This is a genomic window from Kitasatospora atroaurantiaca (genome assembly GCF_007828955.1).
In the GTDB taxonomy this organism is placed as follows: Bacteria; Actinomycetota; Actinomycetes; order Streptomycetales; family Streptomycetaceae; genus Kitasatospora; species Kitasatospora atroaurantiaca.
In genome coordinates this window covers 712,826-727,826 of sequence record NZ_VIVR01000001.1, presented here as the reverse complement: position 1 = coordinate 727,826, position 15,001 = coordinate 712,826, and the positions used below count along the sequence as shown (strand labels likewise).

Sequence of the window (15,001 nt, the reverse complement as noted above, 5' to 3'; positions counted from 1 at the left end):
CGAAATCATATGCAAATTACTCGGGTTGAACTGGCCGTGTGGTAGGTGCTGACGGTCATTGATCCCTGCGGTATGCCGTCCTTGCGCGGTACGCGCAGAGGGTGGGTTGACCGCCCGGGAGTTTCAGCGACCGAGTCAAGCCGCCTGCGCGACCGGCTGGGCGGGGTGAACTCCCGTCCGTCGCGCAGAAGAGCCCAGAGCACGTTGACCCTTCGGCGAGCCAGGGCGATCAGGGCCTGGACGTGCTTGCAGCCTTCCGCGCGCTTCTTGAGGTAGAAGTCCCGGTTGGGTCCGTCCTTGATGATGCTGGTCTGGGCGGACAGGTAGAACACCCTGCGCAGGCGGCGGCTGTACCGCTTGGGGCGGTGCAGGTTGCCGGTGCGGCGGCCGGAGTCGCGCGGTACCGGGACCAGGCCGGCCGCGGAGGCGAGGCGGCCGGCGTCGGCGTAGGAGGCCAGGTCGCCTGCGGCAACGATGAACTCGGCGCCCAGGATCGGGCCGATGCCCGGCATGGACTCGATGACGTTCGCCTGCGGGTGGGCGTGGAAGGCCTCCTTGATCTGCTTGTCCAGGCCGCCGATCCGCTCGTCCAGCGCGAGCAACTGGGCCGCGAGGTCGGCGACGGTCGACGCGGCGACGCTCTCGCCGGGCAGCACAGTGTGCTGGGCGGCAGCGGCCTCCAGGGCGGTGGCCGTATCCGGGAGGCCGGCGCGTGGACTCGGGCTGCCCGAGATGGGCGGTCGTGACTACAGGGCCGTGATCGGGGCCAGGACTTGGGCGGTGAACTCGGCGAAGGCGTCGGGAAGATCGGCCATCGGAACCTTTGGTGGATACACCAGTACCACGGACGCTCCCATGGCGCGCAGCTCCCTGGCCCGCTCGACCGTGGCCGGCCTGGCACCCGCCGCCAGCGTGATGTCATCGGGATCGCGACCAGCTTCCGCGGCGGCCTGCCGGCAGTGCGCAAACAGCGGAGCCGGATCACTGCCGACTGGGAAGAATCCGTCGGCCAACCGGCCGGCTCGACGCGCGGCCGCGACGCTGTGTCCTCCCATGATCAGGGGGATCCCTCGGGGCTGAGCGGGTTTGGGGTAACAGCGGGCACGGTGGAACCGGTGGTGGCCGCCGGCAAAGGACTCCTCGTCGCTCCAGAGCGCGCGCAACACATGCACGTACTCCTCGAACCGGTCGACCCGATTGTCGAAGTCGACCCCGACCGCGTCGAACTCCTCCCGGTACCAGCCGAGACCGACGCCGAGCGACAACCTGCCGCCGGACAGGAAGTCGATGGTCGCGGTCTCCTTGGCCAGCACCACCGGGTTGCGTTGGGGCAGGATCAACATCCCGGTGACCAACCGAATCCTGGAGGTCATGCCGGCCACGTAACTGAGCCACGCCAACGGATCCGGGTAAGGCCACTCCGCCGGTACCGGCATTACGCCGTCCGCGGAGTACGGATAACGAGTGCACGACTCTGCGGGCAGTACCACGTGCTCGGGCACCCACAGCGAGTCCGCACCGTGCCGCTCGGCCAGCGTGACGAGCAGGCGGACCGCCTCCGGTGAGTCGAACGGCGGCATGCTCGGTGACAGTAGGCCCACTCTCATGCCCGGTGACCGTTTCCTTGTGTGCCGCCCAGCGAGGTCGCCAGCAGCTCACCCAGCCGATCGGCGACCGCCACCGTGGTCAGATGCGTGTTCGCTCTGGGAATGACCGGCATTACCGAGGCGTCAGCCACATAGAGGTTGTCCAGCCCGTGTACGAGGCCGCGTGCGTCGACCACCGCCATCGGATCGCGGGCAGGGCCCATCGCGCAGGTGCCGACCGGATGCCAGTAGCCACCGGCGGCCTGCTGGATCGCGGCGTCCTCCCGCTGCTCGTCCGACCACGGTGTCAGGCCGGCCAGCTCGGTCAGGCGATCGGTCTTGGCCAGCTGATGGGCCAACTCGACACCGTCCAGGACCACTTGCGCGTCATGGCCCTCCCGGTCGGTGAAGAACCCGTGCTCGATCACCGGCTGGGCCGATGGGTCCAGCGACTTCGCCCGTACCCTGCCGCGCGAGCGCGGGGTCATCACGAACACGTAGAGACTCGCCGACAGCGGCCCGGTGGAGAAGCCCTGTGCGTCCTTGGCCGGCCCTGCGGCGGGCACGATGTGCAGGTCCCAGAACTCGTCGGCTGCCTGGCCGGACCGAGCCTTGATCACGGTCTGCGCGACGTAGGACTCGGCCGCGTCCGGCATGGCCGCGGTCAAGGTCGGCAGCGGGTTCAGCGACACGCGGAGCGAGCTGTGGTCGACCAGGTTCTCACCCACGCCGGCCAGCGGATGCGATGCCGGGACACCCAAGGCCCGCAGTACCGGCTCCGGACCGACACCGCTTCGCATCAGCAACGGCGGATTGCCGTAGGTGCCGCAGCACAGCACCACCACATCGGCGGTCAACCGCCGGTATCGGCCGGTGCCCTCGGCGGCAGAGGCGGTCAGCACTCCGGTCGCCCTGGTGCCGTCGAATTCCACCTGCGCCGCCACGGAATCCGCGATGATTCGGAGGTTCGGTCGACTGCGGATCGGATCGAGGTAGGCGAACGCGGCGTGCCAGCGCGTGGAACCCACCGCATTCAGCGGCACCCAGCCAACGCCCTCCCGCTCGGTTTCGCCGTTGATGTCCTCCAGATAGGGCAGGCCGACCGTGCCGGCCGCCTCGATCACCGCCTGGTGCCACGCCGTGCGGTCGGTCTGCGGTACCGAACGGACCCGCAGTCTGGCCATCGCCTCCCGCAGGTAGGGCCGCAGAGTCCGGTAGTCCCAGGCGCCGTCGGAGAACGCCGCCCACCGGTCGTAGTCGGCGGCGGCGCCAATAGTGGCCCAACATCCGTTGTGTGCCGACGAGCCGCCGACCACGCGGGCGCGAGCGCAGCATGACGGCGCGGTCAGATCCCAGTCGTGGCCGCGTGCCGCCGACTTCGCGTTGAGCAGTTCGGCCGGCCAGCGCCGCGGGTCGAACGGCCCGTAGTCCGGTCCCGCCTCCATGAGTCCGACGGCGACCCGTTCGTCCTCGCTGAGCCGGGCGGCCAGCACACAGCCGGCCGCTCCGGCACCGACGATCAGCACATCGAAGTGTGTAGGTGGCACCACCGGCTCCTCCACCTCAGAACCCATTTACCGTTCGTGGTCGCATCTTGACTCATCGACACTGTAGTGGAATCGCTGCGTGAATCGATGGAGACCGCGCGTGGCCTGTCAAAACACGGAAGCCGCCTACGAACTAAGTGGCCCGGCTGAAGTTATTCTCAACCGGTCGACAGTTCTGCGTGGACGCTCCAGGGACGTGAATGAATGGCAGAGTACGTGAGAGTGTCCGAACGGCTCGCGCTGTCGTGCGATCTGGATGTTCCGATCACGGGTTCCGCCCAGCGGCAGGATGAGTACGCGGTCCATGTGTGCCAGGACGAGGCGAAGGCCTTGGAACGCCTCACGTCGGAGATCGGCGGCAGACGCGTCGCGCTGATCACGGATGACTCCGTGGCAGTCCTGCACGCGAGGCGGCTCGCCGCGCGGCTGGCCGACGCGGGGCTCGACATGTCGATGACCTCCTTTCCCGCCGGGGAGGCCAGCAAGAACCTCCGCACCGCGGGCGATCTGCTGGACTGGCTCGCAAGCACCGAGTTGGCCCGTCGTGATGTCATCCTGGCGGTCGGCGGCGGCGTGGTGATCGACACTGTCGGCTGGGTGGCGAGCGCCTATATGCGCGGGGTGCCGTACATCAATGTGCCGACGACACTGCTGGCCCATGTCGATGCCGCGCTGGGCGGCAAGGTCGCGGTCGACCACCCCAGCGCCAAGAACCTGATCGGCGCGTTCTACCAACCCGCGGCCGTGGTCTCGAATGTGGGTTATCTGAGCACGCTTGCCGACCGGGACCTGCGCGCAGGGCTCGCCGAGGCGATCAAGAAGGGTGTCATCGCCTCGCCGCAGCTCTTTGAGCTGATCGAGTCGAGGCACTCCGACATCCTGGCCGCCGAACCGGAAGTCACCGCCCAGCTGGTGCACGGGGCGAGCCTGATCAAGTGTCGGCTGATCGCCAAGGACCCCTACGAGGACGATCTGCGGCGGCCGCTGAACTTCGGTCACACCATCGGTCACGCGGTGGAGACGATGGCCGGATACGGACATGTGCTGCACGGCGAGGCGGTTGCCTTCGGCATGGCCTGCGCCGCACGGATCGCCGAGCGCCGCGGCCTGCTCGAACCTGCGCTGCTTCGGCGGGTCACTGGCCTGCTCGGCGAGATCGGACTGCCCATCACCCACGACGACCTCCCGGCCTGGCTGGATCCGGACGGGACACTGGCCGCGCTGGGCCAGATCCGCAAGATCAGGGGCGGCCGGCTCCGCTTCGTCCTGCCCGTGGAGATGGGTGAGACGGTCATCGCCGATGACGTGACAGACGACGAGATCCGCGCCGCGCTGACGGCAGGGCCCCCTGGGGGAAGCGATGACTGAGTTGGACGTGCTGGTCGTGGGCGGCGTGGGCGTGGACACCATCGTGCGGGTGCCCGAACTGCCGCTACCGCTGCGAGAGACCATCAGAGTCCCGCACATCCACCAGTACGTCGGCCACACCGGCAACGGCGTGGCACTGGGCTGCCACCACCTCGGCCTGCGGACCCACCTCGCGGACGTGATCGGGGCGGACCCGGAAGGCGACCTGGTGCGCGCCCGCTACGCGGAGGCCGGGCTCTCCTTCGGTTGCCTGATCCACCCCAGCGGCACCCGACGGAGCGTCAACCTGGTGGACCCGCAGGGAAGGCGGCAGTCGCTCTACGACGGCCGCCATCCGGCGGGCATGCGAGTGGACCCGGAACTGTACCGCGAGCCGCTGGCCCTCACCCGGCACGCGCACATCTCACTCATCGACTGGGCGCGCCGCGCGCTGGCGGACGCGATCGACGCAGGGCTGTCCACCTCGACCGATCTGCACAACTGGGACGGCAAGGAGGAGTACCGCCAGGACTTCGCGTACGGCGCCGAGTTGGTCTTCCTCTCCACCAACGCGCTGGGGGCCCGGATCGAGGAGACGGCCGAGGAGATCCTGGCGCGTGGCCGCGCCAAGGCGGTGGTCGCGATGGCCGGAGGCCACGGAAGCTACCTGAAGCTCCCCGGCCGGCCGCTACGGCACGTACCCTCGGTCGAGGTGCCCCCCGAGCAGGTGGTGGACACCAACGGAGCGGGCGACAGCTACGTGGCGGCCTTCCTCTACGCGTGGCTGTCAGGCAGAGCCTGGGAGGAGTGTGCCAGGGCGGGCTCGATGGCCGGAGCCCACGCCGTGCGCGCGGCGGGTACCCACACCTCCTTCATCACCGCCGAGGAGCTGGACGCTGCGCTGTCGTGAACGGCCGGGGCTACGGGAGCCCGAAGCGGTCGGTCGTCAGCTCCTCGCCGGCCAGCACGATGCCGTCCCGTACGCTCACGCCTGCAGGCACCGTCGCACCGGGCAGAACGACCGAACGCAGCACCTTCGCGCCGGGCGCGATGCGGCAGCCCGGATGCAGCACGCTCTCCTCGACCACCGCGCCGGCCGGCACGTCCACGCCCAGCAGGCTGCCCGTGTCCGGAGCGAACCGCGGCGCGGAGCCGGACAGCGTGTGCGGCAAGGACTCCGGCGGGATCGGGTGCGGCCGCGTCAACAGCCCGAGCTGCTCGCGGTGGTAGCGGTCCACGGTCCCGATGTCGGCCCAGTACCCCTCGACCGGAAAGGCCGTCACCGGGCGCCCTTGCGCGATCATCTCCGGTAGCACGTCACGGCTGATGTCGTGCTGCCAGCCGTCCGCGCCGCGCGCCGCCAGCTCGGTGAGCACGGCCCGCAGGGCGTCGATGCGGAACAGGCAGAAGGCCGTGAACACCAGGTCCGAGGTCGGGTGCTGAGGCTTCTCGACCAGGGCGCGTACGCGGAGGTCGGCATCCACCTCGACCATGCCGAACAGCCGCACGTACTCCGGCTCGATGTGCTGGACGCCGATCGTGCAGTCGGCGCCCGAAGCGCGGTGCGCGGCCACCATCGGCCCGTAGTCGAAGAGGTAGACGTGGTCGGCGTGCTGCACCAGCAGGTCGTTCGCGCCGGGCGCGAAGAGGTACTCGGCGTTGGCCAGCAGTGCGTCGGCGGTACCGCGCTCGGCCGGGCGTGGCGGCAGTACGGTACCCGGGCGGCGGCCACCGTCGGCGCGCAGCAGCTCCTCGTGCGGTCCGAAGTGCAGCCTGGTGCCCGGCCGGTCGTCCCAGTGCGTCAGCAGGTGGTGCACCAGATCCGACTCACGGTGCAGGGAGAGCAGCACCAGCTCGGGGACTCCTGAACGGACCGCGTTCGCCACACTGAAGTCGACCAGCCGACAGGAGGCCGCGTAGGGGACGAGCGGCTTGCAGACCCGCGAGGTCAGCGGCCCCATGCGTTCGCCGAGGCCGCCCGCCAGCAGCCCGGCGCGCACGCCGTCCAGGCTCACCAGGTCCTGCCCTGGGCGGTGGCCGAGGGGAGCAGCCGGCGCAGCACCGCCAGCGAGTTCGCCACCCCCTGCTCGGTCGGCAGCAGGGCGTCCTCGTGTTCCACGTAGATCACTCCCCGGTAGTCCTCGTCCAGCAGCGCAGCCACGATGTCCGGCCACGGGAGCTCGCCGGAGCCCAGCGCGCGGAACCGGATCGCGGGGCCTGGGCCGTAGCGCGACCAGCCGGCCCCGCGTGGGTCCTGCGGCTCGCGCCAGCGCTGGAGGTCCTTGGCGTGCACGGCGACGAGCTTCGCGCCCCAGCCCCGGACCGCGTCGACCGGATCGTGGCCCACGGCGGCGAGATTTCCGGGGTCCACGCAGAGCCGCACCCCGTCGGCGGCCGCCAGCAACGACCTCGCACTGGCCGGGTCGTAGACCACCTGCTTGGGGTGCGGTTCCACCACGACCTGTACGCCCAGCCCGTCGGCCAGGTCCAGCACCGGCCGGGCGGCCTGCGCCCAGGCGTCGATGTTGTCCTGCCAGTTCACCTCGCTGCCCCACCAGGAGAGCCAGCGCCCGAGGTCGGGCACGCCGAGCATCAGCCGCGCCTGCGGGGCGCCGAGGGCGGCGGCCAGCCTGACCGTCCGGAGTGCGGCACGCAGTCCGTGTGCCTGCTTCGCCTCGGCCGGGCCCGCCAGCACCGGATCGGTATGCGGCCCGTGCGGCCCGAGCAGCAGCTGGGTGTCACGGCTGTTGCTGACGCAGCCCACCTCCAGCTGCGCCGCGTCGAACAGTTCACGCAGCTCGCGGTCGTGGCCCGGGTGCTCCGACCGGTCGGCAGCGACCAGCCCGAAGCTGCTGTCGGTCGGCAGATCGATCACGTCGACCCCGGCCCGCGCGGCGGCCCGCAGCGCACCGTCGAGCCCGACGGGTGCGAAGGCCGCCAGGCACAGGCCCAGCCGGATCGGTCCGTGCGTCATCCGGCTCCTCCCTCGGCGTCGGCCAGGTCGGCGTGGTTACGGTCGACGTGGTTCAGGTCGGCGTCGTCCAATGAGTGCGTCCATGCCCACCGCCCCGCCATGGCCGCAGGCAGGCCGCTCGCATGCTCACGCAGGGCGGCCAGGACCGCCCCTGGCGGATCGTCGACGACCGTCGGCGGGGTGTCGGCTCCCAGTTCCCCGGCGATCCTCGTTCGCAGCGTCTCGGCGAACTCCGGGCAGCCCCGGAACACGCCGCCGGTGAGCGTCGCCGACCAGTCCTCGGTCAGCCGTACCGAGTCCCGCGCTGTGCGCACGCCGTGCAGGAGCTCGTCCAGAGCGGCGCCCACGACCTGGCCCGCCACCGTGTCGCCGTCCAGCCAGCAACGGCAGACGACGGCGGACAACGCGGCCACCGAGGCCTTGGGGTATGGCTGCGCGGCGAGCCGGCGGGCGAGCTCCTCCGCCGGTGCGTCCGCGTACTCGGCGATGGCCACGCCGAGCGCCGTCGGCGCGCCCCGCCCGTCGGTACCCCGTACGGCGGCCCGCAGGCCGCCCAGCCCGAGGGCGAACGCGCTGCCCTCGTCGCTGCCGAGGTACTCGCAGCCGCCGATCGAGTGGGGTGCGCGGACCCCGTCGCCCGCCAGGAACCCCGAGCCGGTTCCGCACACCACGGCCACGCCTCGGCCGCGCAGCGGGGGAGCGAGCAGCAGCGGCAGGATGTCCCGGGAGACCACCAGCGTCCCGGTGAGCCCGGCCGCGCCCGCCAGCCGGGTGAACCGGTCCCGTTCGCGCTGCGGCGCGGCGGTGTCGAGCGCGGCGGTAGCCAGCCACCCGGACGCCGGTTGCCCGCCCAGCCGGCCCGCAAGGGCGCGCAGCAGATCCAGCAGGCCTCGGTCGGCGGCACGTGAGCCGACCGACGCAGGGTTCACCGAACCTCGGTGCCACCGCGTCCCGTCGTCGAGCAGGGCCGTCGTGCTGCTGCCACCTGCGTCGATAGCCCAGTATCTCACTGTGAGATGCCTCCGCGGTTACTCTGCGTCGACCATTGCGCGCTACGCTACCGGAGCAGGGTGGTCGATCCCGCCCATCACGGCGCGGTGGCTTGGGCCAGATCTGACGGACGGGGTGTCTGACGGAGTGTCTGCGCGGCGGGGAGACGACCGAAGGCGGGAAGACGACCTGAGGGGCGGAGTCGCCGGCCTGCTGGCCGTCGCGGTGAGCTGGGGGCTGTTCTGGGGCGGCTGGTCCGCCCTGATCCCCGCGGTCAAGGCGGACCTCGCCCTGACCGACGAGCAGCTCGGGCTGGCACTGTTCGCCGTGCCGGTCGCCGCGGTGCCGGCCATGCTGCTCACCGGGAGGCTGGCCCAGCGGCTGGCCCAGCACACCCTGCCCGCTGTGACCGCGGCATTCGCCGTCGGCTGCCTGCTGGTCGGGCTCGCCTCCTCCCGCTGGACGTTCACCGCCGCACTGCTGCTGGTCGGCGTGGCCAGCGGTGGGATCGAGGTGGCGCTGAACGCCACCCTCGCCGCGCGGGAGGCCAGGGACGGCGTCCGCCTGTTCAACAAGGTCCACGCGGCGACTCCGCTGGCGATGGTGGCTGCGGCACCCGCGACCGGCCTGGCACGTGCCATGGGCGCGTCGCCGCGCGCGGTGCTCACGGTGATCGCGGTACTGGTGGCGCTGAGCGCCGTACTCGCGATCGACCCGCGCCCGTGGCAGGACGCGGCCACGGCGCCGGAGGGTGCGCCGCCCGGCCGGCTCTCCGGGGCGCTGCTGCTGGTCGGCGCGGTCGGTGCGCTCGTCCTGCTGATGGAGAACAGCGTGGAGCAGTGGGGCGCGATCCACCTCGGACAGCAGCTCGCAGCGGGGCCGTTCCTCGCCTCCTGCGGCCCTGCGGTGTACATGGCCGGCCTGTCGGTCGGCCGGATCCTTGCACAGTGGCAGGGCCCGCGGTTCGACGACGGCACGCTGGTGCGGCTCGGCGGAGCACTCGGCGGGGTCGGCCTCGCGGTCGCGGCGGCAGGCTGGAACGTGCCATGGACCTTGACCGGTTATGCGCTCGCGGGAATCGGGCTCGCGCCGGTGGTGCCGACCCTGCTGGGCGCGGTCGGTCGTGCGGTCGGCCCGGACCGGCGATCGAAGGTGATCTCGGTCGTGACGACGGTGGCCTACGCCGGCTTCCTGGTCAGCCCGCCCCTGGTCGGTGTGCTGGCCGGCCGGCTGGGGCTGCCGACGGCGCTCGGCATCGTGGCAACCTGCGGGGTGCTGGTGGTGACGGGCGCTCAGGCAGTGCGTCTGCTCCCGGCCCTGACCCCGACCGGAGAGGAGAGCTGATCGTGACGGTGCGTCACATGGGCGGCACTCGCGTGCGCGTGCTGGTGGTCGGGGCGGGCTACCTCGCCGGCCACATCGGCCGGCGGCTGGCCGGGCTCGGTCCCGCCGTCACCCTGAGCTCGCGGCATCGACCGGCCGGGTCCGAAGCCCGGCGCCTCGACTGGCTCCCGGTCGACGTCGCCCGGCGCAGCTCCGTACAGGCCCTGCTCGACACGGCCCGCCCGGACGCGCTGGTCATCGCGCACGGCCCGTCCGACATCACCTGGTGCGAGGCCAACCCCGAGCTGGCGGCCGCCGTGCACCACGGCGGCGCCCGGCACCTGGCCGAACTCCTCGGCGGCCGCCGGGCGGTGCTGATCTCCACCGACAACGTCTTCCCCGGCCGCGCGGCGAGCTGCGGCGAGTCGGAGCCCACCGAGCCTGCCAACGCGTACGGCCGCGCCAAACTCGCCGCCGAGGACACGCTGCTCGCGAGCGGCAACGTCCTCGTCTTGCGGGTGAGCCTGGTCTACGGTTGGGACCGCGAAGGTTTGCGGCCGAACTTCTTCACCACCTGCGCGCTGAAGCTGAGCGCGGCCGAGCCCGTAGCGGTACCCGACGACCACTGGAACAGCCCCGTGCTGGTGGACGACGTCGCCGCCTGGACCAGCGCGCTGCTGGCATCCGAGCACACCGGCGTCGTACACCTCGGCGGCCCACGACGGCTGACCAGGCTCACCTGGGCGCGGCACATCGCGCAGAGCTACGGAGTGGACCCCGCCCTGGTGAGCCCCGCACCCAAGCAGAGCACCGGCTACGCCTGCCGCCCCCGAAACGCCTGTCTGCACAGCGAGCGCGCCGGGAGCCTCCCCGAGCTCGCGGGCCTGGCCCCGACGGACGTCTTCGAAGCCACCGCCAAGCTCATCGCCACATAAATCGCCCGAGGAATCGCCCAACGAGAGGACCGGCCGTGACGGATCGCCAGCTGTTCCTGGCCAGCAAGCGGGCCGCCGTCAGCTTCGCGCCCGACCCGGACACCGGCGAGCTCCGACCCTGGCTGGCGCCCGGCGGCACCGGCAACGTGGTGGCGGAGCAGGCCGGTGTGCTGGACGTGACCTGGATCGCCAGCGCGGACACCGACGACGACCACCGCGCCGCCCGGGAGAACCCCGACGGTCTCACCCTCGGCCTGCGGTCAGGCCACAACATCCGGATCCGGCTGCTGCGCCACGACCGCGGCACCTTCGAGGTGGTGCAGAACTTTCTGACCGCACAGCTCCTCTGGGCGGCCAACAACTACGGCTGGGACACGTGGACCTCGCCCACCTTCGGTGCCGAGACCTACGGGGCGATGGAACACTTCGCGGAGTTCACCGGCGATTTCGCCGACGCGCTGCTGAAGAGCTCGGCCGAGGCGGCGGACCCGGTCTACCTGGTGCACGACTACCAGCTCGTCGCCGTCCCCGCCAAGCTGCGCGAACAGCGACCCGACGCGCCGATCCTGCTCTTCGTGCACATCCCGTGGCCGTCGCCCGACTACTGGCGGGTGCTGCCGAAACCCGTCCGCGTCGGCCTGCTGGAGGGCATGCTGCCCGCCACCACGATCGGCTTCTTCGCCGACCGCTGGCGGCGGAACTTCCTCGACTGCGTGGCCGACCTGATCCCCGACGCCGAGGTCGACCGCGACGCCGGCATCATCCACCGGCGCGGCCACCGCACCCGGGTACGCACCATGCCGCTCGGTTACAGCCCGCTGGCCATCGGCAGCGGCGAGCCCAGGATGCCGGACGGCTTCGCCGAGTGGGCGGGCGATCGCCCGCTGGTCGTCCACAGCGGGCGGACCGACCCCATGAAGAACGCCGAACGCGCGGTGCGGGCCTTCGTGCTCGCGGTGCGCGGCAACGAGCGCCTGCGCGATGCCAGGATGCTGGTGCGGATGAACCCCAACCGGCTCTACGTCGAGGCCAACGCCGATTACCTGCGCCGGGTCCAGGGCGCGATCGCCGAGGCCAACGCGGAGCTGGGCGCGGACACGGTGCGCCGGCACTGCGACAACGAGGTCGATCACACCCTCGGCTGCTTCCGCCGCGCGGACCTGCTGATGTTCAACTCCACGGTGGACGGGCAGAACCTGAGCACCTTCGAGGCGCCGCTGGTCAACGGGCGCGATGCCGAGGTGATCCTCTCCGAGCTGTGCGGCGCGGCCGAGGTCCTCGGCCCGGTCTGCCGGACCGTCAACCCGTTCGACCTGATCGAGCAGGCCCGGGCGATCGAGGCCGGTCTCACCATGCCGGCGGCCGAGCGCGCCGAAGCGGCCGAGCGCCGCCGCCGGGCAGCCGAGCCGTGGACACTGGAGGCCTGGGTGCGCGCCCAGCTCGACGGGCTGGCCGTCGACCACCGGGCCCGCCATGAGTGATCTCGCCGTCGACCCGCAGCAGGTGGCGCAGTATCAGCTCGGTGACGCCGTCCTGGTCAGGGGCGAGGGCGTCCGCGCGTGGGACAGCAGCGGGCGCGAGTACCTGGACTGCATCTCGGGAACCTTCAACCTGCTGCTCGGATACCAGCATCCCGAGGTGATGGCGGCGGTACGGGCACAGACCGAGGAGCTGGCGTTCGCAAGCTCCTCGTTCCAGACCGAGCCGACCAACCGGGTGATGCAGGAGCTGGTCAGGATCAGCCCGGACAACCTGACCCGGGTGAACCTTCGCAGCTCCGGCGGATCCACCGCCAACGAGGGCGCGATCAAGATCGCCCAGCACCACACCGGGCGGCGCGACGTGATCGTGCCGTTCCGAGGGCACGTCGGGCAGACCCTGGCCGCCGCGAGCCTCAACGGCAGCAGCCGGCTGCGCGCACCCTTCCCGCACCGGTTCCCCGGCGCGCTGCACGTGCCCGGGCCGTACTGCTTCCGCTGCTTCTACCGGCAGACGCCGGACGTCTGCGGAATGCTGTGCGTCGAGCGGATCGAGGACTTCATCGACTACGCGAGCTCAGGCAGCGTGGCTTGCGTGATCATGGAGCCGATCAGCGGCGTGGGCGGCAACGTCGTCCCGCCGCCCGGCTACCTGCAGGAGCTCAAGGCGTTCTGCGACGCCCGCGACATCGTGCTGATCTTCGACGAGATCCAGACCGCGTTCGGCCGCACCGGCCGGATGTTCGCGGCCGACCACTTCGGCGTGCAGCCCCACATGATGACCGTCTCCAAGGGACTGACCGGCAGCGGTCTGCCGTTGGCAGCCATCCTCACCGAGGAGCGAATGGCACCGTGGGACCGCTCACTGCACGGCTTCACCTACGGCGCACACACCCTGTCCGCCGCGGCTGCCGTGAAGACCCTGGAGATCGTCCAGCGACCCGGCTTCCTGGAGAACGTCAGGGCCGCTGGAGACGTCCTGCTCGACCGCCTACGTGCCCTGCAACAGGACAACCCGGTCATCGGCGAGGTCCGGGGGCTCGGGCTGATGCTGGGCGTGGAACTCGTCAGGCCCGACGGCGGCAAGGCGGTCGAGGAGGCCGAGGCCTACCAGCGTGCGCTCCAGCGACGGGGCGTACTCACCCGCGTGTCCGAGCACGGCCTGGGCAACGTCATCGAGCTGCGTCCTCCGCTGATCCTCACCCCGCAGGACGCCCACCTGGTCGCCGACCGCTTCGGCGAGGCCCTGGAGGCCCCGGAGGCTCTCGGGTGAGGGTGGTGCTGGGAGCTGACGGTCCGTCTCTGGACCGCACACCGTCCGTGCGCCCACCGGGGGAGCACGCTGTGCGCGTCCGCATCGAGGTGGCCGGGCTGTGCCGCTCGGACCTCAAGGAGATCGTCGGTGACCGGCACGGGGTGAGCCAGTTCGGCCATGAACTCGTCGGTGTGGTCGAGGAGTCCACGGTGCCAGACCTGCCACCGGGGCAGCGCGTCAGCCTGGACCCTAACGTGGCCGTAGAACGCGGAACGGGCTTCGCGACCCGAATGTGGGCGGCCGGCCCGGCCGACCGCCTCACGGCGGCGCTGCCGGTGGTGCCGCAAGGAGTCGACGCGCGCAGGCTGGTGTTCACCGAGCCGCTGGCCTGCGCCCAGCACTGCCTCGCCGCGATCTCCCGCCACCTGGGCAGGGACCTGCCGGGCCTGCGCCTCGGCGTGCTCGGTGCGGGGACCGCCGGAGTCCTCATCGCAGGGCTAGCCGACGCCCTGGGAGCCGAGGTCGTCCTCTGCAACCGCAGCGCGGACCGCACGTCGTTCCTGCGTGGACGCGGCGTGCTCGACGTCCCGATCGGGCCGATGGAGTCGTTGCCCGCCAACGGCCTGGACGTGGCAGTGGTGGCGACCATCCTCGTACGGCCCGTGGTCCTGGAACAGGCGCTGCGCGCGATCGTTCCGGGCGGCCTGGTGATGCTCTACGGCGGCACGGCCCCGGGTGACGCGCTGGCGGGGCTGAACTGCGACCTGGACACGACACGCCGCGACGAGATTGCGGTCGCCGCGTCATGGCAGGGCAAAGCGGTGCGCGTGGGTGGCAGCTACGGGACGGTGCCCGCCGACTTCGGTGCGGCGGTGGGAGCGCTGACGGAGCAGGCGTCCGCGGCTCTGCCCGTGGAGCGGATGATCACGCAGGAGATCCAGCTCGCCGACCTCCCGAGGGTTCTCCGGGACCAGATCACCGGCCGGCCCCTCGGCAAGACGTTGATCCGGCCGTAGGGCGATGCGGGCGCTACTGACGGAGTCGGCCGCCACCGGGCCCGTGAAGGCCGACGTGAACCGACCAGTGGATCCTGGACCCGCTCAGGCGTAACTGCAGCTTCGCATCCCGCTCGGCGCCTATGAGGTGGGGCGCGTGTCAAGTCGGGAGCCTTGGCGCGAGGCCTTGCGGTGGATCAGCGGTCGGCGGCTCGGCATCGTAGGGCGCGCGGGAGACCTGCCGACCGTTAGAAGTCATCGGCGTGCCGCGGTGTCACCCGCTTTCGCCGGGCGAGGAGAAGCGCGGAGATGAGGGCGCAGAGCTCGATGGCTCTGTAGCCGAGGAGAACTTCCTCGCCCCAGTTGTCGCGCATCCAGCCATGTATCGAACTGTCGATCACGGCGATGGCAATCGCAATCCATCGGGGCGGGCTTTTCCATCCTGTCGTCCGGAGGAATACGCAGACCAGGAGGGCCAGGCAGGCGATCCCGATGAACAGAGTTCCGAGATCGAGAATATGAAGGCCGGACATGCAACTCTCCATGGGTCGGTGACCGGTGGGGCGAGGTG

The 15,001-nt window shown here is 71.2% G+C and carries 13 protein-coding genes and 1 pseudogene; 7 read left to right on the top strand and 7 right to left on the bottom strand.

The features are described 5' to 3' along the window. Positions 1-135: 135 nt before the first annotated feature. The 3 genes and pseudogenes from FB465_RS03380 to FB465_RS03370 all read right to left on the bottom strand — a co-directional run. Positions 136-686, bottom strand: a pseudogene (locus tag FB465_RS03380) (transposase); the annotation flags it as partial. Positions 687-746: 60 nt separating this feature from the next. Next, positions 747-1,580, bottom strand: a complete 834-nt coding sequence (locus FB465_RS03375; protein WP_170290488.1) for an LLM class F420-dependent oxidoreductase — start codon at positions 1,578-1,580, stop codon at positions 747-749. 23 nt (positions 1,581-1,603) lie between these two features. Then, a complete protein-coding gene (locus FB465_RS03370) occupies positions 1,604-3,148 on the bottom strand; it encodes a GMC family oxidoreductase (RefSeq protein WP_170290487.1) in 1,545 nt (514 codons plus the stop codon). A 189-nt stretch (positions 3,149-3,337) separates the two neighbouring features. On the opposite strand from FB465_RS03370, the gene aroB reads away from it, so the two are divergent. Both aroB and FB465_RS03360 read left to right on the top strand, forming a co-directional pair. Then, on the top strand, positions 3,338-4,501 hold the full coding sequence (gene aroB, locus FB465_RS03365) for a 3-dehydroquinate synthase (protein WP_145787460.1): 1,164 nt from the start codon (positions 3,338-3,340) through the stop codon (positions 4,499-4,501). Continuing rightward, a complete protein-coding gene (locus tag FB465_RS03360) occupies positions 4,494-5,390 on the top strand; it encodes a carbohydrate kinase family protein (RefSeq protein WP_145787459.1) in 897 nt (298 codons plus the stop codon). Before aroB ends, FB465_RS03360 begins: the two co-directional genes overlap by 8 nt. Positions 5,391-5,400: 10 nt before the next feature. Here FB465_RS03360 and FB465_RS03355 read toward each other — a convergent pair whose 3' ends face one another. The 3 genes from FB465_RS03355 to FB465_RS03345 are packed head-to-tail and all read right to left on the bottom strand — an operon-like array spanning position 5,401 to position 8,464. After that, positions 5,401-6,495 (bottom strand): sugar phosphate nucleotidyltransferase, encoded by a 1,095-nt coding sequence (locus tag FB465_RS03355; protein ID WP_145787457.1) that lies wholly within the window; start codon positions 6,493-6,495, stop codon positions 5,401-5,403. After that, on the bottom strand, positions 6,492-7,454 hold the full coding sequence (locus FB465_RS03350) for a sugar phosphate isomerase/epimerase family protein (protein ID WP_145787455.1): 963 nt from the start codon (positions 7,452-7,454) through the stop codon (positions 6,492-6,494). Before FB465_RS03350 ends, FB465_RS03355 begins: the two co-directional genes overlap by 4 nt. Then, on the bottom strand, positions 7,451-8,464 hold the full coding sequence (locus FB465_RS03345) for a BadF/BadG/BcrA/BcrD ATPase family protein (RefSeq protein ID WP_342791777.1): 1,014 nt from the start codon (positions 8,462-8,464) through the stop codon (positions 7,451-7,453). The genes FB465_RS03350 and FB465_RS03345 overlap by 4 nt, the downstream gene beginning before the upstream one ends. 205 nt (positions 8,465-8,669) lie before the next feature. On the opposite strand from FB465_RS03345, the gene FB465_RS03340 reads away from it, so the two are divergent. The 5 genes from FB465_RS03340 to FB465_RS03320 all read left to right on the top strand — a co-directional run bounded on the left by FB465_RS03340 (position 8,670) and on the right by FB465_RS03320 (position 14,451). Further along, positions 8,670-9,788: an MFS transporter gene (locus FB465_RS03340; RefSeq protein WP_145787452.1), complete on the top strand. Its 1,119-nt coding sequence runs from the start codon at positions 8,670-8,672 to the stop codon at positions 9,786-9,788. A gap of 2 nt (positions 9,789-9,790) precedes the next feature. Continuing rightward, positions 9,791-10,702, top strand: a complete 912-nt coding sequence (locus FB465_RS03335; RefSeq protein ID WP_246192475.1) for an SDR family oxidoreductase — start codon at positions 9,791-9,793, stop codon at positions 10,700-10,702. A 35-nt stretch (positions 10,703-10,737) separates the two neighbouring features. Next, positions 10,738-12,183 (top strand): trehalose-6-phosphate synthase, encoded by a 1,446-nt coding sequence (locus FB465_RS03330; RefSeq protein WP_145787450.1) that lies wholly within the window; start codon positions 10,738-10,740, stop codon positions 12,181-12,183. Further along, a complete protein-coding gene (locus FB465_RS03325; RefSeq protein ID WP_145787448.1) occupies positions 12,176-13,453 on the top strand; it encodes an aspartate aminotransferase family protein in 1,278 nt (425 codons plus the stop codon). The genes FB465_RS03330 and FB465_RS03325 overlap by 8 nt, the downstream gene beginning before the upstream one ends. Before the next feature lie 71 nt (positions 13,454-13,524). Then, on the top strand, positions 13,525-14,451 hold the full coding sequence (locus FB465_RS03320) for an alcohol dehydrogenase catalytic domain-containing protein (RefSeq protein ID WP_170290486.1): 927 nt from the start codon (positions 13,525-13,527) through the stop codon (positions 14,449-14,451). Positions 14,452-14,678: 227 nt separating this feature from the next. On the opposite strand, the gene FB465_RS03315 is transcribed toward FB465_RS03320, so the two are convergent. Beyond that, a complete protein-coding gene (locus FB465_RS03315) occupies positions 14,679-14,963 on the bottom strand; it encodes a hypothetical protein (RefSeq protein WP_145787445.1) in 285 nt (94 codons plus the stop codon). Positions 14,964-15,001 lie beyond the last annotated feature (38 nt).

Bases quoted from the DNA above. Each gene is read 5' to 3' on its own strand.
- FB465_RS03375 (WP_170290488.1), bottom strand. From the start codon at position 1,580: ATGCCGCCGTTCGACTCACCGGAGGCGGTCCGCCTGCTCGTCACGCTG.
- aroB (WP_145787460.1), top strand. From the start codon at position 3,338: ATGGCAGAGTACGTGAGAGTGTCCGAACGGCTCGCGCTGTCGTGCGAT.
- FB465_RS03360 (WP_145787459.1), top strand. From the start codon at position 4,494: ATGACTGAGTTGGACGTGCTGGTCGTGGGCGGCGTGGGCGTGGACACC.
- FB465_RS03350 (WP_145787455.1), bottom strand. From the start codon at position 7,454: ATGACGCACGGACCGATCCGGCTGGGCCTGTGCCTGGCGGCCTTCGCA.
- FB465_RS03325 (WP_145787448.1), top strand. From the start codon at position 12,176: ATGAGTGATCTCGCCGTCGACCCGCAGCAGGTGGCGCAGTATCAGCTC.
- FB465_RS03315 (WP_145787445.1), bottom strand. From the start codon at position 14,963: ATGTCCGGCCTTCATATTCTCGATCTCGGAACTCTGTTCATCGGGATC.